This window comes from Streptomyces sp. NPDC025273 (genome assembly GCF_040638585.1).
Taxonomy (GTDB): Bacteria; Actinomycetota; Actinomycetes; order Streptomycetales; family Streptomycetaceae; genus Streptomyces; species Streptomyces cinereorectus.
In genome coordinates, this window is record NZ_JBEZYP010000003.1 from 84,656 (window position 1) to 105,172 (window position 20,517).

At 72.6% G+C, this 20,517-nt stretch carries 19 protein-coding genes and 1 pseudogene; 14 read left to right on the plus strand and 6 right to left on the minus strand.

Features of this window, described 5'->3' with window-relative positions; translation table 11 throughout:
- Nucleotides 1-4 precede the first annotated feature (4 nt).
- The 6 genes from AB0F38_RS07545 to AB0F38_RS07570 all read left to right on the plus strand — a co-directional run bounded on the left by AB0F38_RS07545 (nt 5) and on the right by AB0F38_RS07570 (nt 5,740).
- Complete coding sequence (locus AB0F38_RS07545; protein WP_361888891.1) at nt 5-1,615, plus strand: lipid II flippase MurJ; 1,611 nt, start codon at nt 5-7, stop codon at nt 1,613-1,615.
- Nucleotides 1,605-2,384, plus strand: coding sequence for a polysaccharide deacetylase family protein (locus AB0F38_RS07550; protein WP_361888170.1), 780 nt, complete (start codon nt 1,605-1,607; stop codon nt 2,382-2,384). The genes AB0F38_RS07545 and AB0F38_RS07550 overlap by 11 nt, the downstream gene beginning before the upstream one ends.
- Nucleotides 2,381-3,517: a glycosyltransferase gene (locus AB0F38_RS07555; RefSeq protein ID WP_361888173.1), complete on the plus strand. Its 1,137-nt coding sequence runs from the start codon at nt 2,381-2,383 to the stop codon at nt 3,515-3,517. Before AB0F38_RS07550 ends, AB0F38_RS07555 begins: the two co-directional genes overlap by 4 nt.
- Nucleotides 3,514-4,191 carry a lipopolysaccharide biosynthesis protein gene (locus tag AB0F38_RS07560; protein ID WP_361888176.1) on the plus strand — a complete coding sequence of 226 codons (678 nt, stop codon included), beginning with the start codon at nt 3,514-3,516 and terminating at the stop codon, nt 4,189-4,191. The genes AB0F38_RS07555 and AB0F38_RS07560 overlap by 4 nt, the downstream gene beginning before the upstream one ends.
- Complete coding sequence (locus tag AB0F38_RS07565; RefSeq protein WP_361888178.1) at nt 4,188-5,354, plus strand: GNAT family N-acetyltransferase; 1,167 nt, start codon at nt 4,188-4,190, stop codon at nt 5,352-5,354. The genes AB0F38_RS07560 and AB0F38_RS07565 overlap by 4 nt, the downstream gene beginning before the upstream one ends.
- A 110-nt stretch (nt 5,355-5,464) precedes the next feature.
- The gene (locus AB0F38_RS07570) at nt 5,465-5,740 is read left to right on the plus strand and encodes a chaplin (protein ID WP_361888181.1); all 276 of its coding nucleotides are present in this window, start codon (nt 5,465-5,467) and stop codon (nt 5,738-5,740) included.
- Between the two features lie 88 nt (nt 5,741-5,828).
- On the opposite strand, the gene AB0F38_RS07575 is transcribed toward AB0F38_RS07570, so the two are convergent.
- Nucleotides 5,829-6,689: a tyrosinase family protein gene (locus tag AB0F38_RS07575; RefSeq protein ID WP_361888184.1), complete on the minus strand. Its 861-nt coding sequence runs from the start codon at nt 6,687-6,689 to the stop codon at nt 5,829-5,831.
- A 19-nt stretch (nt 6,690-6,708) separates the two neighbouring features.
- Nucleotides 6,709-7,179 (minus strand): tyrosinase family oxidase copper chaperone, encoded by a 471-nt coding sequence (locus AB0F38_RS07580; protein ID WP_361888187.1) that lies wholly within the window; start codon nt 7,177-7,179, stop codon nt 6,709-6,711.
- 195 nt (nt 7,180-7,374) lie between these two features.
- On the opposite strand from AB0F38_RS07580, the gene AB0F38_RS07585 reads away from it, so the two are divergent.
- From AB0F38_RS07585 to AB0F38_RS07605, 5 genes are all read left to right on the plus strand, one after another.
- Nucleotides 7,375-8,664, plus strand: coding sequence for a cytochrome P450 (locus tag AB0F38_RS07585; protein ID WP_361888190.1), 1,290 nt, complete (start codon nt 7,375-7,377; stop codon nt 8,662-8,664).
- A gap of 118 nt (nt 8,665-8,782) precedes the next feature.
- Nucleotides 8,783-9,970: a glycosyl hydrolase gene (locus AB0F38_RS07590; RefSeq protein WP_361888193.1), complete on the plus strand. Its 1,188-nt coding sequence runs from the start codon at nt 8,783-8,785 to the stop codon at nt 9,968-9,970.
- A 460-nt stretch (nt 9,971-10,430) separates the two neighbouring features.
- Nucleotides 10,431-11,423 (plus strand): dihydroxyacetone kinase subunit DhaK, encoded by a 993-nt coding sequence (gene dhaK, locus AB0F38_RS07595; RefSeq protein ID WP_361888196.1) that lies wholly within the window; start codon nt 10,431-10,433, stop codon nt 11,421-11,423.
- A gap of 41 nt (nt 11,424-11,464) precedes the next feature.
- A complete protein-coding gene (gene dhaL, locus AB0F38_RS07600) occupies nt 11,465-12,082 on the plus strand; it encodes a dihydroxyacetone kinase subunit DhaL (protein ID WP_361888199.1) in 618 nt (205 codons plus the stop codon).
- Nucleotides 12,079-12,486: a PTS fructose transporter subunit IIA gene (locus tag AB0F38_RS07605; RefSeq protein WP_361888202.1), complete on the plus strand. Its 408-nt coding sequence runs from the start codon at nt 12,079-12,081 to the stop codon at nt 12,484-12,486. Before dhaL ends, AB0F38_RS07605 begins: the two co-directional genes overlap by 4 nt.
- Before the next feature lie 63 nt (nt 12,487-12,549).
- Here the strand turns inward: AB0F38_RS07605 and AB0F38_RS07610 are convergent, their stop codons facing one another.
- A complete protein-coding gene (locus AB0F38_RS07610; RefSeq protein WP_361888205.1) occupies nt 12,550-13,683 on the minus strand; it encodes a cellulose binding domain-containing protein in 1,134 nt (377 codons plus the stop codon).
- 424 nt (nt 13,684-14,107) lie between these two features.
- Between AB0F38_RS07610 and AB0F38_RS07615 the strand changes: the two genes are divergently transcribed.
- Nucleotides 14,108-14,614 carry an NUDIX domain-containing protein gene (locus AB0F38_RS07615; protein ID WP_361888209.1) on the plus strand — a complete coding sequence of 169 codons (507 nt, stop codon included), beginning with the start codon at nt 14,108-14,110 and terminating at the stop codon, nt 14,612-14,614.
- Between the two features lie 34 nt (nt 14,615-14,648).
- On the opposite strand, the gene abc-f is transcribed toward AB0F38_RS07615, so the two are convergent.
- Together abc-f and AB0F38_RS07625 are read right to left on the minus strand one after the other, a co-directional pair.
- Nucleotides 14,649-16,319, minus strand: coding sequence for a ribosomal protection-like ABC-F family protein (abc-f, locus tag AB0F38_RS07620; protein ID WP_361888212.1), 1,671 nt, complete (start codon nt 16,317-16,319; stop codon nt 14,649-14,651).
- 309 nt (nt 16,320-16,628) lie between these two features.
- Complete coding sequence (locus AB0F38_RS07625) at nt 16,629-17,882, minus strand: PP2C family protein-serine/threonine phosphatase (protein ID WP_361888215.1); 1,254 nt, start codon at nt 17,880-17,882, stop codon at nt 16,629-16,631.
- 525 nt (nt 17,883-18,407) lie between these two features.
- On the opposite strand from AB0F38_RS07625, the gene AB0F38_RS07630 reads away from it, so the two are divergent.
- The gene (locus AB0F38_RS07630; RefSeq protein ID WP_361888218.1) at nt 18,408-19,280 is read left to right on the plus strand and encodes a SigB/SigF/SigG family RNA polymerase sigma factor; all 873 of its coding nucleotides are present in this window, start codon (nt 18,408-18,410) and stop codon (nt 19,278-19,280) included.
- Nucleotides 19,281-19,305: 25 nt separating this feature from the next.
- Nucleotides 19,306-19,585, plus strand: a pseudogene (locus AB0F38_RS07635) (sulfite oxidase); the annotation flags it as partial.
- A gap of 28 nt (nt 19,586-19,613) precedes the next feature.
- Here AB0F38_RS07635 and AB0F38_RS07640 read toward each other — a convergent pair.
- Complete coding sequence (locus tag AB0F38_RS07640) at nt 19,614-20,495, minus strand: NAD(P)-dependent oxidoreductase (protein WP_361888221.1); 882 nt, start codon at nt 20,493-20,495, stop codon at nt 19,614-19,616.
- Between the last annotated feature and the right edge of the window lie 22 nt (nt 20,496-20,517).

Genomic DNA, 20,517 nt, shown 5'->3' on the forward strand with positions numbered 1-20,517 from the left:
GACCGTGACGGGGACGGCCGGGCCGGCGGCGCCCGGGACATCCACGCCTGTCGTTCCGCCGCGGCCCGGGGGGTTCCTCGCCCGGGCCGCGGCGGGCGCCGCCGGTCTCACGGTGATCGCGGCGCTGCTGGGGCTCGTACGGGACCAGGCCGTCGCCCGGCTGTTCGGCGCCAGTCACGCAAGCGACGCGTTCCTGATCGCCTGGACCGTGCCGGAGATGGCGGCCACGCTGCTGATCGAGGACGGGATGGCACTGCTGCTGGTCCCCGCCTTCAGCCACGCCCTGACACGGCGTGCGGCCGGCGGTTCCTCGGACGATCCCGTCCGCGCACTGGTCGCCGACACCTTCCCCCGACTGTTCGCCGCGCTGGCCTGCGCGGGAGCGCTGCTCGCCGTCGGAGCCCCGTGGGTCGTGGGTGTCCTCGCACCCGGCCTCACCGATCCCTCGCTCGCCGTGGACTGCACGCGACTGACCGCCGTCACCGTGCTCACCTTCGGCGTCACGGGCTACTTCAGCGCGGCGCTGCGGGCCCACGGCCGATTCCTGGCGCCGGCAGGTGTCTACATCGCGTACAACGCCGGCATCATCGGGACGACGCTCGCGCTGCACTCCCTGTGGGGGGTACGCGCCGCGGCGGCCGGGGTCGCCGTCGGAAGTGTGCTGATGGTCGTCACCCAGTTGCCCACGTTCGTACGGCTGCTGCGGCAAAAGCCGCGTATGCCGCGGCGACGGGGGACCCGGCAGGGGGAGGCCGCGCTGCTCGGCGCCTGTGCCCTCGCGCCCGTCGTGCTCTTCGTGGTGAGCCGTCAGGCACAGGTGCTCGTGGAACGCTTCCTCGCCTCGTCCCTGTCCGACGGGGCCATCTCCCATCTCAACTACGCGCAGAAGGTCGCGCAGCTGCCGATGGTGCTGTCCATGATGATCTGCACGGTGACCTTCCCGGTGGTCGCCCGGGCCTTGGCGGCCGGGGACCGGGAGGGTGCCCGGCGCCGGGTGGAACGCGATCTCACGCTGGCCGCAACGGTCGTGCTGCTGGGCACCGCGATGGTGCTGGGATACGCGCCCCGGATCGTCGAGGTCCTCTTCCAGCGAGGCGCGTTCGACGCGGCGGACACCGCGGCCACGGCCGGGGTCATGCGCGTCTACGCGCTCGGTCTGCTCGGCCACACCCTGGTCGGCGCCCTGTGCCGGCCGTACTTCTCCACGCGGAGGCCCACCTGGTACCCGCTCGGGGCGATGGGTGCCGGCCTCCTGGTCACCATCGGGGCCGGAATGGCCCTGACCGGTCCGTTCGGTGTCGACGGCATCGCGGCGGCCAACGCCGTCGGCATCAGCACGGCCGCGGTGCTGATGCTCCTTGGACTGGGCTCGCGTGCGGTCGCCGTCCGGGCCGGTGCCGTGGCGCTCGCGCTCGGCCGGCCCGTGGCGGCCGCGGCGGTGGCCGGGACCACGGGGTGGCTCGCCTCGTCCGTGACGGCGGGTCCGGTGCTCAGCCTGGCCGCGGGCTGCCTCCTCGTCCCCGCGGTGTTCCTCCTCACCCAACTCGCGCTCGGAGCTCCCGAAGCCGTTCACCTGCTGGCCCTCGTCCGACAGAGGTTCTCTCATGGCCGCTGACACCTCGGCACCCCGTGCCGCCCCGTACACCCGCCGATCCCAGCCCTGGATCCTCACCTACCACTCGGTGACCGACCCGACGGACGATCCGTACGGCATCACCGTCTCCGCCCACCGCCTGGACGAGCAGCTGACCTGGCTGCGCCGACAGGGTCTGACCGGGGTGGGCATCGCCGCGCTGCTGCGGGCACACGCTGCCGGACGGCGCGGGCTGGTCGGGCTGACGTTCGACGACGGGTACGCCGACTTCCTCCACGAGGCGCTCCCGGTACTGCTCCGGCACGGCTGCACGGCGACGGTGTTCGTCCTGCCCGGCCGGACGGGCGGCTCCAACGCCTGGGATCCGCTGGGCCCGAGGAAACCGCTGCTCACCGACGAGGGCATCCGCGCGGTCGCCGGAGCGGGCATGGAAATCGGCTCGCACGGCATGCGCCACCGGGATCTGACGTCGTTGCCCGACCACGAACTGCGCGCGGAGACACACGGCAGCCGGGAGGCGATCCGCCGTCTCACCGGGACCGGACCCGCGGGCTTCTGCTACCCGTACGGCACCGCCGACCTGCGGGTGCTCGCGTCGGTGCGCGACGCCGGGTACGCGTACGGCTGCGCCCTCACGCCCGGTTCCCTGCTCGGGCCGCTCGCCCTGCCCCGTACGCATGTCAGTCACGCCGACCGCGGCACCCGCCTCCGGGCGAAGGCGGTACGGCACCGGCTGCGCCACCGGACCACCATCGCTGTCTCCCGCCGGGCCGGGGGCGAGGACCGGTGAAGGCCCTGCACATCATCACCGGCCTCGGCATCGGCGGCGCCGAGCAGCAACTGCGCCTGCTGCTGCGCCATCTGCCGGTGCGCTGCGACGTCGTGACGCTCACCAATCCGGGGGCGGTCGCCGAAGGGCTGCGGGCCGACGGCGTCCGGGTGCGGAACCTCGGGATGAACGGCAACCGGGACCTCACCGCCGTGCCCAGACTGACCCGGCTCATCCGCCGGGGGGCCTACGACCTCGTACACACGCACCTGTACCGGGCCTGTGTCTACGGGCGGATCGCGGCGCGGCTCGCGGGGACCACCTCGGTGGCGACGGAGCATTCGCTGGGGCGTGCGGAGATCGAGGGGCGCCCGCTCAGCCCCGGCACCCGGGCGCTCTACCTGCGCACCGAGCGGCTCGGAGCGGCGACGGTGGCCGTCTCCGGCACCGTCGCCGGCCGACTGCGCGACTGGGGTGTGCCGGCCGCGAGGATCCACACGGTGTCCAACGGAATCGATGTGACGGCATTCCGCTTCGACAGCGCGCAACGGCGCGCGACCCGTGCGCTGCTCGGCATTCCCCACGATGCCTTCGTGGCCGGGGGCGTGGGCAGACTCGTGCCCGGAAAGCGCTTCGACCTGCTGATCCGTGCCGTCGCGGCTCTCCCCGGTGCCTGGCTCGTCCTGGCCGGGGACGGGCCGGAGGCCGGTGCGCTGCGCGCCCTCGCCACCCGGGCGGGGATCGCGGACCGTGTCCGCTTCCTCGGGGAGTGCGGGGCGGGAGCCGGTACTCCCCACATCCCCGCGGTGCTGTGGGCCATGGACACCTTCGTCTCGGCGTCCCGTGAGGAGACGTTCGGCCTGGCCGTCGTCGAGGCCATGGCCGCCGGGCTGCCCGTCGTGCACGGTGCCTGTCCGGCCATCGACGACCTGCCGGCCGGCCGGGCTCCGGACACCACCCGCATCGCCTCCCTCACCGATCCCGTCGGTGAGCTGACGACCGCGCTGCGCCACCGGATGGTGAGCGGCACCCGCAGACTGCCGCCCCCGCCGGCCGTGGACCACTACGACATCAGGCTCAGCAGCGAGCGCCTCATGAACGTCTACGCACATGCCCTCGAAACCGCCCCACCCGACCGGGAGAGCTCACCATGACCGACTCGTCCGAGCCGCAGCCGGCCGTCCCCGGACGGCTGCGCAGGCCCCGCCCCGCGTTCGTACGGCCCCGTTGGTGGCCCCTGCCCGCCTGCGTCCTGCTCGGGACGGCGTGCGGGCTGTCCTACGGGCTGCTCGCCCAGCCCGAGTACGCGTCCACCAGCTACGCCGTGGTGACCGCGGACAAGGGCGTCGACCCGGCGGCGGCGCTGGGTTACGCGCAGTCGTACGGCCGGCTGGCCACCAGCGACGCGACCCTCACCTACGCCCGTGGCGCCGCCGGGGAGCCGGTACGGGAACTGCGCACCCACGTACGGTCCGAGACCTCTCCCGACTCGCCGATGATCGCGATCACCGGCACGTCGGCCGATCCGCGCCGGGCGGCGGACATCGCCGAGGCGGTGACCGAGGCCGTCATCGTCAGCAGCGGGCACGTGGCCAAGAACACCGGGGTGAAGCTGATCAAGTTCTCGCACGCCGTGCGCCCGGTCGAGCCGGTCTCCCCCTCCGTCCCGCTCGGCACGGCCGTGGGCGCGAGCGCGGGCGGTCTGATCGGCGGACTGGTCCTTCTGGTGCGGCCCGGGCCGGGACGCCGGGGCGCCACCGCCCAGGTGCCCGGTCCCGCCCAGGCGGACGCGACCGCTCCGGCCGACGGACGGGAGCTCGTACGATGACGACCGTCCGCCACGGCCGGCTCACCGTCACCCTCTGCCGGGACCTGCCGGAGTTCTCCGCACTCGCCGCGGAATGGGACGCGCTGCACCGCCGCTGCCCGACCGCGACCCCGTTCCAGAGCCATGCCTGGCTCCATTCGTGGTGGCTGTCCTACGGAGCCCCGGGCCGGCTCCGGGTCGTCCTGGCCCGCCGGGGCGACCGGCTGATCGGCGCGGCTCCCCTGATGCTCGCGCACCGCCCCATGCCCCTGTTGGTGCCCATGGGCGGTCCGATCTCCGACTTCTTCGACATCCTCGTCGACGGCGGGTGCACCGACGACGCGGTCGCGGCCCTGGAGCGCGGGCTCGACCGGGCCGCCGTCCACACCGTGATCGATCTGCGGGAGGTACGGCCCGAGGCCTCGGCCCAGCTGCTCTTCGAGCTCTGGCCCGGTGCCCGGCGCAGACTCACCGACTCGACGTGCATGGAGCTGCCGGCCCTGCCGGTCGCCGCCCTGATCGAGCGGATGCACGGCTCGCGGGCCCAGCGGGCCCGGGCCAAGCTGCGCAAGACCGACGCCGCGGGAATCGAGTGCCGTGCGGTGCCCGGGCACCGGGTGGCGAGCGCGGTCGACACCCTGCTGCGCCTGCACGCACTCCAGTGGCGCGGCCGCGGCATCAACGCCGAGCACCTGCGGCCCCGCTTCCGCGCGCACCTGGTGCGCTCCGCCCGCCGGATGGTGCGCGACGGAGAGGCCTCGCTCCGGGAGTTCCTGCTCGACGGAGAGGTGGTGGCCGCCGATCTGGCGCTCCGGTCCGCGCTGCTGACCGGCGGCTATCTGTACGGCGCCGATCCCCGGCTCAGGGGGAGAAAGGTGGACGTGTCCTCGATGTTGCTGCGCGAAGTGGCGGAGCTGGCGGCGAGCACCGGGAGCGGCGCGCTGAGCCTGTTGCGCGGCTCGGAGCAGTACAAGAACCATTGGGCGCCGGAACCGGTCGTCAATCAGCGTCTGCTGCTGGCCCGTTCCTCCCTGGAGCCGCTGCTGCGGCTGCGCGAGTCGCAGGTGGAGCTGCGGGACAGGGCCGCGGAGACCGTGAGGACCCGCTTCCCCGCCGCGCGCGACTGGCACGGCCGGCTGAGCGGCTTCCCCGCCGCGGGACTGCCCGCGACCGGCCGGAACTGACGAAGATCACGACTTTTCGACCGATCCGTTACCGTCTGTCGGTTCCCGCGTTGTCAGAGCATGCCGGCCGCAGGTTCTTCGGCCGGTTTCTAACCTCTCAAGGAGAACTGATGTCGCGTATCTCGAAGGTGGCCGCCGTCATGGCAGGTACCGGTGCCCTGATCGCCGGCGGTGCCGGCCTGGCTGCCGCCGACTCCGGAGCCGAGGCCGTCGCGGCCCACTCCCCCGGTGTCGCGTCGGGCAACGCCGTGCAGGTGCCCGTTCACATCCCGGTCAACGTCTGTGGCAACACCGTGAACGTCGTCGCCCTGCTGAACCCGGCCTTCGGCAACACCTGCGCGAACGTGTCGGACAACCACCACGACGAGGGCGGCTACGGCTACTGATCTGCTCAGCCGTCCGGCCCGGGCCTCCCCTCCTCGCTCCCGCGGAGAGGGGAGGCCCGCCCGCTTCCCGGGCCGGGCCGCCTCCGGCTCAGACGTACCGGTAGATCCGGGTGTGGTCCATGAGCTGCGAGGGCGCCACGTTCCACGGAGGCATCGGCTCGTCCCGTGCGAAGACGCGGTCCCGCTGCGGGTCGTCGGCGGGGAGCCTGCCACCCGGCAGATAGCGGGAGCGGGGGTGCGCCTTCTGCCAGCGGGTCCAGAGCAGGTCCAGGTAGGCGTGGTGCAGCCAGAAGACCGGATCGTCGGGTGACCCCGCGCCCGCCATCGACCCGCCGATCCAGCGGTGGACCCGGTTGTGGTTGGCGACCCCACGGGTCCCCCTGATGCCCCATCCCTCGATCCTGTTCCGGAAGCCGGTGGTGCTGAGGCTGTTCCAGGGCGGGGTGTCGTAGACCGGGTCCTTCAGCGCGCGGTCAACCTCCGCCGCGGTGGGCAGGGTGACCGGTGCGGAGGGCCGGCCGAAGTTCCGGCGCAGGAAGCGGTCGTCGGTGGCTCCCCCGCCGATACGCCAGTTGCCCTGCCGGTAGGCGAACGGCCCCGTCATGACCTGCCGGTCGCCGGACCTTCCGTTACCGCCGAGGAAGTCCTCCGCCCAGAGGGAGGAGGCCGGCGTGTTGTCCCGTGTCCAGTTCCAGTACGGGATCGACACCGCGGGGTCGACGGCCTGCAGCGCCTTCTCGAACTCCAGCAGATACCTGCGGTGCCACGGGAAGAAGGACGGTGTCATGTGGGCGGCCCGTGGCCGGCCCTCGGCGTCGGTGACGTAGTACTGCCGGTGCAGCGTGACGAACTCGTCGTAGCGTCCGGAGCGCTTGAGCTCCAGGATCGCGCCGACCAGGCGCTTCTTCTCCGTGCGGGTGAGGTTGCGTTGATCCTTGCGGCTGTACACCTGTGCTCGTCCTCAGGGTTCAGATGGTGTGCGGGGAGGTCGTGGACAGCTGGGAGCTGCCGATCTCGTCGACAGCGGCGCGGGCCGTCTCCAGCAGCGTCGGGAACGACTCGTAGTGGTTGACCGTGCTCAGGTAGCTGCCGTCGGCGCGCCTCATCACGTGCAGCGGTCTGCCGTCGATGCGGACCTCGACGTCCGGCACGGCGGCCACGGCCGCGGCCCCACCGGCGCGCGGCTGCCCGCCGGCCGGCACCATGACCGTGGCCGCGCCGCGGATCTGCCGGCCGCGGTACGTCTCCGCGAACCGCTCGGGCTCCGGTGCCTTCCGCTCCGTGGGGGTTCCGGCCTCCGGGCCGCCGAGGAGGACCGGGGCGAGCGCCCCGCCCGTACCGGCGATCACGGTCGCGGTGAACGCGGTGCGCAGCACGGCGCGGCGGGCCGGCCCGCGGCCGCCCGCCGCTCTCCCGCTCGTGCCTGTGGTCGGGTCCATGGTGGTGTACCTGCCTCTCGTCCACTCCTGTGCGTTGTCCTTCTCTGGGTGGGCAACGAGTTGACGCGCGAACGGTTCTCGTCCGGCGCGGCATCGCGCGACCGTGGGAATTCCCGGGGCCGTCCGGCCGCGTCGGCCGTGCAGCGGTTCGCGGCGGGCCAGCATGGCCGTCCGAACTCCCGGAGGTGGTTGTACATGGACGCGCCGACGCAGGCTTCCACGGACCGCGGACGAGGGACGGTGCCCACCGATCTGGCGGACCCGTCGTTCTGGCGGCTGCCCAGGGCCGAACGGCTGGCCGCGTTCGCCCGGTTGCGGGAGCTCGGCTCGCCGGTCCGCTTCACCCCGCGTACCGGTTCACGCACCCCGTTCTACGCGCTGGTGCGGCACGAGGACGTGAGGACGGCGAGCCGGCAGCCGGAGGTCTTCGCCAGTGCGCCCGGTGTCACCACTCCGGAACCGGCACGCTGGGCCAAAGCGGTGTTCGGGAACTCCATGGTGAACATGGACGGCGCCGAGCACGCCGGCCTGCGCAGAACCATCTCCCGCGCCTTCACCCCGCGGCTGCTCGCCGCCGCCGAGGAGAACATCGAGGGGATCGCCCGGCGGCTTGTGGACGAGGTGGCCACCGGGCGCCCCGGCGACTTCATGCGGTCGGCCCCCTCCCGTATGCCGTTCGAGGTCATCTGCGACCTGATGGGCATTCCGGGCCACCACCGTGCCGAGATCGCCGCGCGGATCGACCACGCGTCGGAGTACGTGGGGGTGCAGCGCCGGGGCCGGGCACGGCTGCGGGTGCCCGGCCGCGGTCTGCGGTCCCTGGCCCGCATGCAGATCGTGATGGCGCAGATCGCCAGGGAGCGCCGCCGCCACCCGGAGGACGACGTGATCTCGGCGCTGGTCCGCGCGGACGTCGGCGGACAGGCGTTGTCCGCCCGTCAGCTCGGCGCGTTCTTCTCGCTGCTGCTCGTGGCGGGTGTGGAGACGACCCGTAACGCGATCGCCCACGGGATGGTCCTGCTGTCCGCCCACCCGGAGCAGCGCGCCCTCCTGGAGTCCGACTTCGACCGGCACGCCGACGGCGCGGTGGACGAGATCGTCCGCCACTCGACGCCTATCATCCAGTTCCGCCGGACGGTCGCCGCCGAGTACACGCTCGGCGGCCGGGTCTTCCTCCCCGGCGAGAAGGTGATGCTTCTCTACGCCTCGGCGAACCGGGACGCCTCGGTCTTCGCCGGCCCGGACTCGTTCGACATCACCCGCTCGCCCAATCCGCATCTGGGGTACGGCGGGGGCGGACCGCATCATTGTCTGGGCGCGCATCTGGCGCGGCTGGAGATGAAGGCGCTCTTCAGCGAACTCCTCACACGCCCGGAAGGTGTGCGGACGGTGGGCGAACCGGAGCTGGTCGATTCGAATTTCGACAACCGCGTCCGCTCCCTTCCTTTCACGTTCGGCCGATATCACCCGAACGGCGGGGTCTGATTCCCCACGTGCCGAGAATGGTCCGTTCACGGGCGGTCGTGGAGCCCGTCGTTGAACATTTCTCTTTATGGTCGACAGGGTCGGAGGTACGCCACAATCCACAATCCAAGGAGGAGCCGTGCCCGTACAGCGCCGTCTCATCAATTTCGGTATCGGGACGGCTGTGCTCGGCCTCCTCGTCGGTGGCGCGGTCGTCGCGGACCGGAGTGCGCCGGGCTCCACGGCAGGCAAGGGCTCCGCTCCGGCTCCCGCGGGGCCGGAGGGTCCGACCGCCGTCGGCGCCTACCTGGACTACGGGCCGAAGGGCGTGCGGCGGATGGCGGAGCTGTCGCGCTGGCTCGGCGGGAGGCAGATGCGGGTCGGGCACAGCTATCTGCCGGGCGATCTGTGGGTGAACATCGAGGGCAGTCCGGGCTTCCTCGGCTCGTGGGCGGCCTGGCGACGGGGGGCCGAGGACCGGATGTTCGTGCTCAACACGCCGATGCTGGAACGCAACGAGGAGCACGTCCCGGACGGCGAGGTGCGCAGGCTGCTGCGGGCGGGCGCCGGCGGGGAGTTCGACGAGCACTTCCGCAAGCTGGCCGGCCGGCTGGTCCTGCTGGGCATCCCGGACACGGTGATCGTGCTCGGCTGGGAGATGAACGGGACCACGTACACCCACCGCTGCGGTCCCGATCCCGTCGCGTGGAAGGCGTACTGGACGCGCATCGTCACCACCATGCGGTCGGTGCCAGGTCAGGAGTTCCGATTCGACTTCGCGCCGAGCCGGGGACGGGACGCCGTCCCCTGGACCGAGTGTTATCCCGGGGACGACGTGGTGGACATCATCGGCATGGACTCGTACGACCAGCCTCCCGCTCAGACATTCGACGAGCAGGTGAATGAACCATACGGTCTGCAGAAGCAGGTCGACTTCGCCGCGGAGCACGGCAAGCCGATCTCGTTCCCCGAGTGGGGGCTGTTCCGCAACGGCGACAACCCCGAGTACATGCGCCGGATGCTGGAGTGGATCGAGCGCCACGAGCCGGTGTACCAGACGATCACGGACTACTGCCCGCACGGAGTGTGGCAGTGCGCCGACAACCCCGAGTCCTCCCGGGTGTACCGCGACATGCTGACCCGGCAGCCTGGTGCCGGGGACCCCGCCACGCCGGCCCCCACGCCGACCGGGACGCCGAAGCCGGACAAGCCCGCGCCCGTCGTGCCCGCGCCGGACCCGAACAGGCGCGAGTGGTGCATCAGCGTTCCGCTGAGCGAGTGGTTCGGCCGGTGGGCGGCGGACCAGGAATTCTGCCTGGGCGGCTGAGAGGTCACCCGGACGGACGCGCCGGCCTCCGGTGCCGTGGTCCCTCGTCGGTCGAGGGGACAGCCCGGGGTGGGCCGCGGCGCCGCCGGCGGCGTCCGGTCCGTGGTCGGCCACCGGTCCCGGGACGGGCCCGTAGACGATCAGCGCCTCCGGCAGCGCGGGCTCCGCGAACCCTCCCGCCCCGCCGCCACGCGGGCGACGCGGGAAGGCGGAGCGCCGGCGGATCCGCGCGTCCGACGCGTCGCGCCGCTTCCCCGATCAGGCGCGCGATGTCGATACTGGTGTCCGCACCGGCGTCGACCGGAGGGAGTGCTCCTGAGGAAGGCCGAGGCGGCCGGCACCGAGCCGGTGCGGCCCCGCCGGATCCGCCGCCGAACGCCGGGGCCGCGTCCCCGATCACGCCCGCCGACCAGGCAGGACCCTGCTCAGGACCTGGCTGGTACGTACGTAGGAGATACCGTTGAAGATGCTGATCAACGTGCCGGAGACCGTAGTCGCGGACGCCCTGCGCGGGATGGCCGCCGCCCACCCGGAACTCACCGTCGACGTCGAGAACCGCGTGGTCGTGCGACGCGACGCGCCGGTGGCAGGGAAGGTGGGTCTCGTCTCCGGCGGTGGTTCGGGGCACGAGCCGCTGCACGCCGGGTTCGTCGGGCCCGGCATGCTCTCCGCGGCATGTCCCGGTGAGGTCTTCACCTCACCCGTGCCCGATCAGATGGTCCGGGCCGCCGCTGCCGTCGACAGTGGCGCGGGGGTGCTGTTCGTCGTCAAGAACTACACCGGTGACGTGCTGAACTTCGACATGGCGCTCGAACTCGCCGAGGACGAGGGCCTGCGGGTCGCCCGGGTGCTGGTGGACGACGACGTCGCGGTGACCGACAGCACGTTCACGGCGGGCCGCCGGGGCACGGGAGCGACGCTGTTCGTCGAGAAGATCGCGGGTGCGCTCGCCGAGGAGGGCGCGCCGCTGGAGCGGGTGGAGGCCATGGCGCGGCAGGTCAACGAGTCCTCGCGCAGCTTCGGGGTGGCGCTCAGTGCCGTCACCACACCGGCGAAGGGCACCCCGACGTTCGATCTCCCCCCGGGAGAGCTGGAGTTGGGAATCGGGATCCACGGCGAGCCGGGGCGGGAGCGCCGCCCGATGATGACGTCCGGGGAGATCGCCGACTTCGCGGTCCACGCGGTGCTGGAGGACCTGCGGCCGAACGGACCGGTCCTGGTGCTGGTCAACGGAATGGGCGCGACGCCGCTGCTGGAGCTGTACGGGTTCAGCGCCGAAGTGCATCGGGTGCTGTCCGAGCGGGGTGTGGCGGTGGCTCGTACCCTGGTGGGGAACTATGTCACGTCGCTCGACATGGCGGGCTGTTCGGTGACGCTCTGCCAGGTGGACGAGGAGATGCTGCGGCTCTGGGACGCGCCGGTGCGGACGCCCGCGCTCCGCTGGGGCCGGTGAACCGTACAGCCGCCCGATGTGTGCGAGGAACAGGAGATCATGTGCTCGACACCGACTTCTTCCGCCGCTGGATGGCCGCCATGGCGGCGGCCGTCGACCGTGAAGCGGGCCGGCTGACCGACCTGGACGCCGCGATCGGGGATGCCGACCACGGCAGCAACATGCAGCGCGGGTTCACCGCGGTGACCGCCGTCCTGGAGGCGGAATCCCCCACGACGCCCGGTGCGCTGCTGACCCTCGCGGGACGGCAGCTGATCTCGACGGTGGGCGGGGCATCGGGGCCGCTGTACGGAACCCTGCTGCGCCGCACGGGAAAGGCGCTGGGGGACGGGCCGGAAGTGACGGACAGTCAGTTCGCCGAGGCGTTCAGGGCCGGTGTCGAGGCCGTTGCGCAGCTGGGCGGGGCGAAGGCCGGGGACAAGACGATGCTCGACGCGCTGCTGCCGGCTGTCGAGGCGCTGGGGTCGTCGGCCGGGGCGGCCCGGGACGCGGCGCTGGCCGGCGCGCTGGCGACCGTGCCGATGCAGGCGCGAAAGGGCAGGGCCAGTTATCTGGGCGCGCGCAGCATCGGGCATCAGGATCCGGGGGCGACCTCGTCGGCACTGCTGGTCTCCGCGCTCGCCGAGGTGGCGGAATCGAGCGGCGGAGGAGACGCGTGAGCGAGGACGAACAGGTCGGGATCGTGCTGGTGTCGCACAGCGCCGCGGTGGCTGACGCCGTCGTCGAGCTGGCGCGAGGACTGGCGGCCGGCGGTGCGACCGCGCCCGTGGCAGCGGCGGGGGGCACCTCCGCCGGAGGGCTGGGGACCAGCGCGGAGCTGATCGCCGAGGCCGCCCGGTCGGTCGACAGGGGTGCGGGGGTCGCGCTGCTGGCCGATCTCGGGAGTGCGGTGCTGACGGTGAAGTCCATGCTGGCCGAAGGGGAACTGCCCGACGGCGCCCGGCTGGTGGACGCGCCGTTCGTCGAGGGTGCGGTCGCCGCTCTGGTGACCGCGTCGGCGGGAGGCGACCTGACGAGCGTGGAGGCGGCGGCCACGGACGCGTACGGGTACCGGAAGGTCTGAGCCGGGGAGGCCGGCCGCCCCGCGTGCGGCGGGGAGGCCGGCCGGGCGTGCTCGCCCGTGCGGTCAGCTCACCGCGCAGGCCGCGCCGTTGAGCGTGAACCGCTCCGGCTCCGTGAAGGCTCCGGAGTGCGTGCCCTGGAAGCCGAAGGACTGGCTGCCGCCTGCGGCGATCCGGGCGTTGAAGGCCACGTCGGTCGCGGTCACCGCGCCCGAGGAGGGCGCGAGGGCCGCGTTCCACGCCTGGGTGACCGTCTGCCCGGAGGGCAGGGTGAAGCCGAGCCTCCAGCCGTCGACGGGCGCGGTCCCGGTGTTGTCGACCTTCACGTCGGCGGTGAATCCGTTCGACCAGGAGTTCGCCGTGTACGTCACCCGGCAGGCCGTGGGCGTACCCGGCTCACCGGGGTTCTCGGTGCCGCCTCCGGTGTTGACGACCGAGGAGAAGGAGCTGAGCGAGAGGCCGGCACCGTTCTGCCACGGCTCGAAGCCGGCCTGGACGCTGGTGAGATACCAGGAGTTCTGCGCCATTCCCCGCGCCACTGTCTGGTCCACGAAGTCCATGACGTCGAAGTTCCAGCTCGTGATCGCGGACGGCGCCACGAACGAGATGACGTCGTTGCCGCCGTTGTTCCCGGTCCAGACCTCCCAGGTGCGGCCGGCGACGGACGCGGTGCCGGACTGCGAGCCGATCGGCTGTACGGGCCCCACGCGGTTGAACCAGATCATGATCTCGGTCCGGTTGACACCGTCGGTCTTCGGCTCCGGGTCGAGCCAGATGTCGTAGGACGCGTTGTAGACCGCGTTGTCGACGTACCCGTAGGTGAATCCGGTCGGTGCGGTGCTGATCGAGCTCAGCTTCGCCGGCAGGGCGGTGCCGGGCGAACAGTTCGTGTAGTGACAGCCGTTGAAGACGGACGGATACGATTTGGGCGCCCCGTTCGTCGGTACGGAGCCGTCGGCCCGGGCGACGGTGAAGCCGTCGCCGGTGACGTTGACGCACTGCGCGTCGGCGGTGCCCCAGCGGTTGTTCTGCACCACGTAACGGTCCTGGATGACGGCCGTTCCGTACTGGTCACATATCAGGGTGTCCGCGCGGGCCGGCGTCGCCGCCGCGCAGAGGGCCGCGAGCGAGGCCAGCGTCACGAGTGACGCCGTCACCGCGGCACGTGCGGACCTGAGAGAGACAATGAGGCTCTTCATGATGTCCTTCCCGTAGGACTCGATGATGGGAGCGCTCCCAATTACTGCTCCGGCGTGGAACCTATGGGGCTGTCACGGCACTCCGCAAGGGTCGGTCCGTAACAGCTCCGGCGACCGCTCCGGGGGTCTCGCGCTCGGGCAGGCCGGGGAAGACCCGCTCGGGGTGCCCACCCCTGAGGGGATCGGTGGCGGGTGCCGGCCGGGATACGGATCCGCACCCAGAAGCCTTCCAGCCGGCCGCTGCCGTCGGGGCGGTGAGGGCGAGGCCGTGGGGAACGGTGCCGCACCGGAGGACAACGAGGACATCGGAAGGAGCAGCGGGCGGCGCGGGATGACCCTCGCGGCCCCGGAGCCGGGGCGCGACGTCGGCCGGACGGGCCAGGGCTGATGGTCCCCCGGGGCCCGCACCGGCACACTTGACGACATGTCGACAGCGAAGCGCAGTGCAGGTCTCCTGCTCTACCGGATCACCCGCACGGAGGGTGATGAGCGGGACGCCGAGGTACTGATCGGACACATGGGCGGACCGTTCTGGGCGGGCCGCGAGGCGGCGTCCTGGTCGGTGCCCAAGGGCGAGTACGAGCCTGCCGAGGAGCCCGCGGCGGCCGCCCGCCGGGAGTTCGAGGAGGAGCTGGGGCTGCCCGTGCCGGACGGCCCGTGGGTGCCGCTGGGCGAGGCACGTCAGTCCGGCGGGAAGACCGTGACCGTGTGGGCCCTGGAGGCCGAGCTGGACCCTGCCGCGGCGGTCCCGGGGACGTTCACCATGGAGTGGCCGAGGGGGTCCGGGGTGCGGCAGGAGTTCCCTGAGATGGACCGGTTCGCCTGGTGCACACCGGACGAGGCCGCCGAGCGCCTGGTGGCGGGCCAGCGGGTCTTCGTCGAACGGCTGCGTGCTCATCTCCGGGCCGGTGGAGCGCCCTGCGAACCGTAGGACGCTCCGCGCCGGCCCCGGAGCGGTGGACCGCTCAGCCCCGGGCCGTGACCGCTGTCTCCGCCACCGGGCGGCCCGCGCGCAGTTCGAGGCGGTCGCCGGTGAACCGGCCGCGGAAACCGCGGTCGTGCGAGACGACGACGACGGCCCCTTCGTAGTGGGCGAGTGCGGCCTCCAGCTCCTCGACCAGGTTCAGCGCGATGTGGTTCGTCGGCTCGTCCAGGACCAGCAGATCCGCCGGCCGGGTCACCAGCCGGGCCAGAGCGAGCCTGCGCTGCTGCCCGGTGGAGAGCGCGGCCACGGACACGGCCAGGTCGTCCGGACGGAACAGGCCGAGGGCCAGTAGCTCCTCGGCGTACTCGTCGGCGGGCCCGGGCCGTCCGGCGGCGAAGGTGGCGAGCAGGGAGCGGCGCGTGAGCCTGACGGGGAGCTCCTGCGGGAGGTATCCGATGCGGGCCCGGCGCCGGACGGTCCCGGCGTCCGGCGCGAGGTCACCCGCGAGGACGCGCAGCAGCGTGGTCTTGCCCGCGCCGTTGGGCCCGGTGACCAGGAGGCGCTGCCCCGGCCGGACGCGCAGGCCGGGCAGGTCCAGCCGGTCACCGACGACGACGGAGTCGAGCGCGGCCAGCGGTTCGCGACGCCGGTCCCCCTCGGGGGCCGGCTCAGCGGCTGTCACGAGTCCGGCGGTGAAGCACAGGGGCTGGGGAGGTGCCGGCACGGGGGCGCGGCGCAGCGCTTCGAGCCGGGTCCTGGCCGCCCTGACCTGACCGGAGAGTCTGGCCTCGTGCGACCTGCGGTGCTTGCCGAAGCCCTGCCCGGGGTCCTTGCCGGCCCCCGCGAGGCGCCGGCCCGCCGCGCTCACCAGTTCCTCGGTACGGGTCAGCTCGGCGAGCCATTCCTGGTGCTCCCGCGCCCGGCGGCGGCGGGCGGCGGCCTTCGCCGTACGGTAGCCGTCCCAGCCGTCCCCGTAGCGGGAGACACCGCGCAGATCGCGGTCGACCTCCAGGATCACGGTGGTCGTCCGCTCCAGGAACTCCCGGTCGTGGGTGACGGCGACGACGGTGCCGCGGTGGGAGCGGAGGTGGTCCTCCAGCCACGTGACGGCGGCGGAGTCCAGGTGGTTGGTGGGTTCGTCGAGCAGCAGGAGCTCCGGCGCGGCGGCCAGCACGCAGGCCAGCGCGAGACGGGACCGCTCGCCGCCGGACAGCGTTCCGAGCCGGCGGTCCCGGGTGAGGTGCCCGAGGCCGAGGCCGTGCAGGGCCGCGCCCGCCCTGACGTCCGCCCGGTACCCGTCGCGCTCCTCGTACGCCGTCAGGAGGTCTGCGTACGCGCCGAGTTGCGCGTCGGTCGGGTGTCCGTCGGAGATCGCCGCCTCCGCCGTGCGGATCCGGCGTTCCAGCTCGCGCAGTTCGGAGAGGGCCGCGTCGACGGCGTCCTGGACGGTGCCGTCGAGGTCGAGGGTGAGGGTCTGGGCGAGGTATCCGGTGCCGCCGGGGAAGCGGACGGTGAGATCGCCGCTGTCCGGTGCCTCGGCGCCGGCCATCAGCCGGAGCAGGGTGGATTTCCCGGAGCCGTTCTCACCGATGACGCCGGCCCGCTCGCCGGGGCGGACGGTGAGGGACACCTGGTCGAGGACGGATCGGTCCCCGTAGGCCTTGGAGACGTCGTTCATGGTCAGCTGGGCACGGTGACGCTGGACGGACATGGGTGTTTTCCCTGGAGTGACAGACCCTCAGCCACGCGCACCGGAGAGGCGCACGGCGGGGGCACGGGTGCCGGACGTCGGGAAGGACTGCGGCACGCGGCGCGAGCCGGCCGGGTCAGGCGGCGGCCCTCGGCGTCACGCGGCGGCGTCCTGGCCGGGAATCAGAGAAAGAAGTAGTACGTACCCATGGCGCCCAGTGTATCCGCACGCCCGCGGACGCCCGCTGAGCCGGACGGGCGGATGCCGGTCCAGGTGCGGTGTCCCGGGCCGCTGCGAGGGGTCCAGGAGTCCGTGGGAGGGGGCCGGTGGTCAGCCGACGGGCCGGCTGCGCGCCGACGCGGTGGTGGAAGCCGTGGCCGAACGGTCCGTGGCTTCACGGTCCCCGTCCGCGGCCTCCCGCCGCGACGCGTCGCCGCCGTTGTCGGCCTGCCTCCTGCTCAGGACGAGCACCGCCACGTCGTCGCGGCGCACCCCGCCGGAGAATGCTTCCAGGTCGGCCTGGAGTGCCTCCAGGACCTGCCTGGGCTCGCGCCGCGCCCATGCGCCGAGCCTCTCGTCGAACGGATAGAAGGCGCCCGTCGCGTCACGGGCCTCGGTCACCCCGTCCGTGAACACCAGGATGGACGCGCCGGCCGGGAAGCCGAACCACTCCGCGGCGCGTGCCTCGCTGCTGAGATCCCCCATGCCCAGGGGTACGGAGGTCCGGTGCAGGGGGACCGCCGACGCCGTGCCGTCGTGCAGCAGCCGTGGCGGCAGGTGTCCGCAGTTCACGGCCCGTACCCGGTCGTCGCCGTCGAAGGAGAGCAGCAGAGCGGTGACGAAGCGCTCGGTCTCACCCGTGTCCGCGGAGAACGCGTTGTGCCGGGAGACCGCGTCCTCCACCACGTCGGCGACCGAGGCGAGCGATGACTCCCGGATGGCCGCCTCACGGAAGGCGCCGAGCGCGGCGAAGCCCGCACCGATCGCGGGCAGCCCCTTGCCCTGCACGTCCCCGATGATCACCCGGGTCCCGTAGGAGGACTCCACGACCTCGTAGATGTCGCCACCGACGAAGCGGTCCTCCTCGATCGGCTCGTAGAGCCCTTCCGCCCGGACCTGCCGGGTGACGATGGGCAGTGGTCGGAGAATCTGCCGCTGGAGGGCGACGGTGGCCGAGCGGAGCCGGGCCATCTCGATGGCATGCCGGATGCGAGCCGCGCAGGCCACGACCCCCAGGGCGCTGGCGAGGATCGTGAAGCCGATGAGGAACGCGACGTCCCAGAAGGCGCCGGCGCGCGGGATGCGGGAGCCGACGACGACCAGGGTGACCCAGGCCGCCACGCAGACGGTCTGGCGGACGGTGCAGAACACCGAGGCCAGCGCGGGCAGGACCACCAGGAGCGGGATGACGGGCAGGTCGTCCCCGGTGAGGGCGTCGAGCAGGACGATCACGGCGGTCAGCAGGAACAGGGACAGCGCGAGCGCCCTGTTCCCGATCCGGGCGGCGCCCGCCAACTCCTCGTCCGGGTCCGTACCTGGCAGCGGCGCCCTGCGCACCGCCGGGCGGCGGAGTCCCATGACCACGGCACGCCTCCCGCATGTTCGTCGCTTTCGACCCGCTTGTTCCAACCTACCCGCCCCTGGGGCCCGGGTCCTGGCATCGGTCCGCGGGGCCGGATCCACGGGACGGTCACGGACAGGAACGCCCTCCGGCGGAGCAGCCGGAAAGTCACGGCGCCGCGATCGCCACCCCACCGAGCGCCGGGCCGGCCGCCCGCCACCGCTACGCGTGCGGCGGCGCCGAGGCGGGGCGGGTGCCGGGACCGGTTCCGACGGATCGTGCCTCACTGAGCGGATCCGGCCCCAGCGCGCCCCTCCCTGTGGCACCCTGGGTACGGCCGCCCCACCGGGCTCCCCCGTACCGGTGGGGCGGTTCATCGTCTCTTCGCCCTCGGCGATCTCGCCTACCGTGACCGCGAAGGGTGAACGCGGCGATTTCCGGCCATAAACGCCATGACCGCGGCTCAAATCAGCCCCTCCATGCATGAGTTGCCGTCCCACGGGCAGGCGCCTGTACCTCACGGACTTCGACCAGGGGAGCGTGGCGAGATGACGGCGCACACTGCACAGACCGCCGGTGCGGAACACGCAGGCGCCGTGGACGGCCTTCCGTGGATCGAGGACGCGGAGCAGGTCGCCCCGCAGGACGCGCGGACGCTGTCCAGGGTGTTCTTCGACCGGCTGCGGGTTCTCGAGGAGGGCACCCCGGAGCACCAGTACGCACGGAACACGCTCATCGAGATGAATCTGTCCCTCGTCCGGTTCGCGGCGGGCCGCTTCCGCAACCGGGGCAGCGGCGACATGGAGGACATCGTCCAGGTCGGCACCATCGGTCTGATCAAGGCCATCGACCGTTTCGACCTCTCCCGCGAGGTCGAGTTCACCTCGTTCGCCGTGCCGTACATCGTCGGTGAGATCAAGCGGTTCTTCCGTGACACCACGTGGTCCGTGCACGTGCCCCGGCGGCTGCAGGAGCTGCGGGTGGACATCGCGAAGGCCAAGGAGTCGCTGGCGGTCGGTCTCGACCGGGACCCCACGGTGCACGAGCTCGCCGAGCATCTCGGCCTCGCCGACGAGGAGATCACCGAAGGCATCGTCGCCGCCAACGGCTACACGGCGGGATCGCTCGACAGGCCCACCGATACGGCGGACTCGGCGGGCCGCGCCGTGGGTGGGCGCACCTTCGCGGATGTGCTGGGTGAGCCGGACCCTGCCATGGAGACGGTGGAGAACCTCCACACCCTCGCTCCGCTGCTGGACGAGCTCGACGACCGTGAGCGCCGCATCATCGAGATGCGGTTCGGCCAGGAGATGACACAGGCTCAGATCGGTGAGGAGCTCGGCATCTCCCAGATGCATGTGTCCCGGCTGCTCAGCCGCCTTCTGCGCAAGCTGCGCAGCGGGATGTTCACGCAGGACTGACGCCACGTTCACCGCCCACCGCGAGCACCTGCTCACCGGCCGGTCGTGGTCGGACGGCGCACCGGTGCGTTCGGTGGAGGTCAGCACCGACGGCAACGCCGGGTGGCCACCCGCACGGCTGCGCGACGAGCCACGCGTCGGGAGCGGGGTCCGCCGGTCGGCGGACCGGGTGCCGCGGGATCCCGGCCCCGGCCGTGCTGCTCGCTCGGGCGACGGACCTGAAGGGCCGCACCCGGCCGGCGACTACGGCCCGCAACACACAGGGCTACCTCTTAGACGCGGTGGTGCGGCACCCGGTGACGGTCCCCCGACGCCGTCCGTCGGGCCCTTCCTTCATTCGGCGCGGCCCGCGTAGTACGTGGCGATCATGTCCTGGGCGCCGCGTCCGGCCGCCTCCGCACGGGTGAAGCGCTCGGCGGAGGCGGCGACCAGGTCCAGCTTCACCCCGGCCGCCCCGGCCGCGTCGAGGATCAGCCGGGCGTCCTTCAGCGCCGTGGACAGCGCGAAGCTCGGGCTGAGGTCGCCGGAGAGCACCGCTGCGGACTTGCCCTGCAGGTAGGGCGTGTCCAGAGGGCCACCCTTGACGGAGTCCAGGAACAGCTGCGGGTCGATCCCGAGGCCTTCGGCGAGATTGAGGCATTCGGCCACGCTGTTGACCATGTTGATCACCCAGGTGTTGGCGACCAGCTTGAGCCGGGTGGCAGCGCCCGGATCCTCCCCGACCCAGACGGTGCGCTGCCCGATCGCCTCCAGGACCGGCAGCGCCGTCGCACGGGCGGTGGAGGGACCCGAGACGAACACCGTCAGCGTGCCCTGCTCGGCCGGCTGCCTGGTGCCGGAGACCGGGGCGTCGAGGTAGACGAGTCCCAGGCCGGCGGCCCGTTGGGCGAGGTCGGTGGTGGCGTCGAGCCCGACGGTGGAGCTCTGCAGCCAGACCTGGCCGGGGTGGAGTCCCGGGGCGGCCGCGGTGAGGGTCTCGGCCACGGAGGGGCCGTCGTTCAACGCGGTGAGGACGAGGTCGGCGCCGCGCACCGCTTCCTCGGCCGTGTCCGCCACGACGGCGCCGTGGGTGGCCAGGGGCGCGGCCTTGGACCTCGTGCGGTTCCAGGCACGGACGGGGAGTCCGGCCCTGAGCAGGCTGCGGGCCATCCCGGATCCCATGATCCCGGTACCGAGAACCGCGACGGCCGGCCGGCCGGGGGTGACGGTGGTCATGCGTCGTTTCCCTTCGTCGGTG

Coding starts and splice junctions, on each gene's coding strand:
- AB0F38_RS07550 (WP_361888170.1), top strand. CDS start 1,605: ATGGCCGCTGACACCTCGGCACCCCGTGCCGCCCCGTACACCCGCCGA.
- AB0F38_RS07560 (WP_361888176.1), top strand. CDS start 3,514: ATGACCGACTCGTCCGAGCCGCAGCCGGCCGTCCCCGGACGGCTGCGC.
- AB0F38_RS07565 (WP_361888178.1), top strand. CDS start 4,188: ATGACGACCGTCCGCCACGGCCGGCTCACCGTCACCCTCTGCCGGGAC.
- AB0F38_RS07570 (WP_361888181.1), top strand. CDS start 5,465: ATGTCGCGTATCTCGAAGGTGGCCGCCGTCATGGCAGGTACCGGTGCC.
- AB0F38_RS07580 (WP_361888187.1), bottom strand. CDS start 7,179: ATGGACCCGACCACAGGCACGAGCGGGAGAGCGGCGGGCGGCCGCGGG.
- AB0F38_RS07585 (WP_361888190.1), top strand. CDS start 7,375: ATGGACGCGCCGACGCAGGCTTCCACGGACCGCGGACGAGGGACGGTG.
- AB0F38_RS07610 (WP_361888205.1), bottom strand. CDS start 13,683: ATGAAGAGCCTCATTGTCTCTCTCAGGTCCGCACGTGCCGCGGTGACG.
- AB0F38_RS07615 (WP_361888209.1), top strand. CDS start 14,108: ATGTCGACAGCGAAGCGCAGTGCAGGTCTCCTGCTCTACCGGATCACC.
- abc-f (WP_361888212.1), bottom strand. CDS start 16,319: ATGTCCGTCCAGCGTCACCGTGCCCAGCTGACCATGAACGACGTCTCC.
- AB0F38_RS07630 (WP_361888218.1), top strand. CDS start 18,408: ATGACGGCGCACACTGCACAGACCGCCGGTGCGGAACACGCAGGCGCC.
- AB0F38_RS07640 (WP_361888221.1), bottom strand. CDS start 20,495: ATGACCACCGTCACCCCCGGCCGGCCGGCCGTCGCGGTTCTCGGTACC.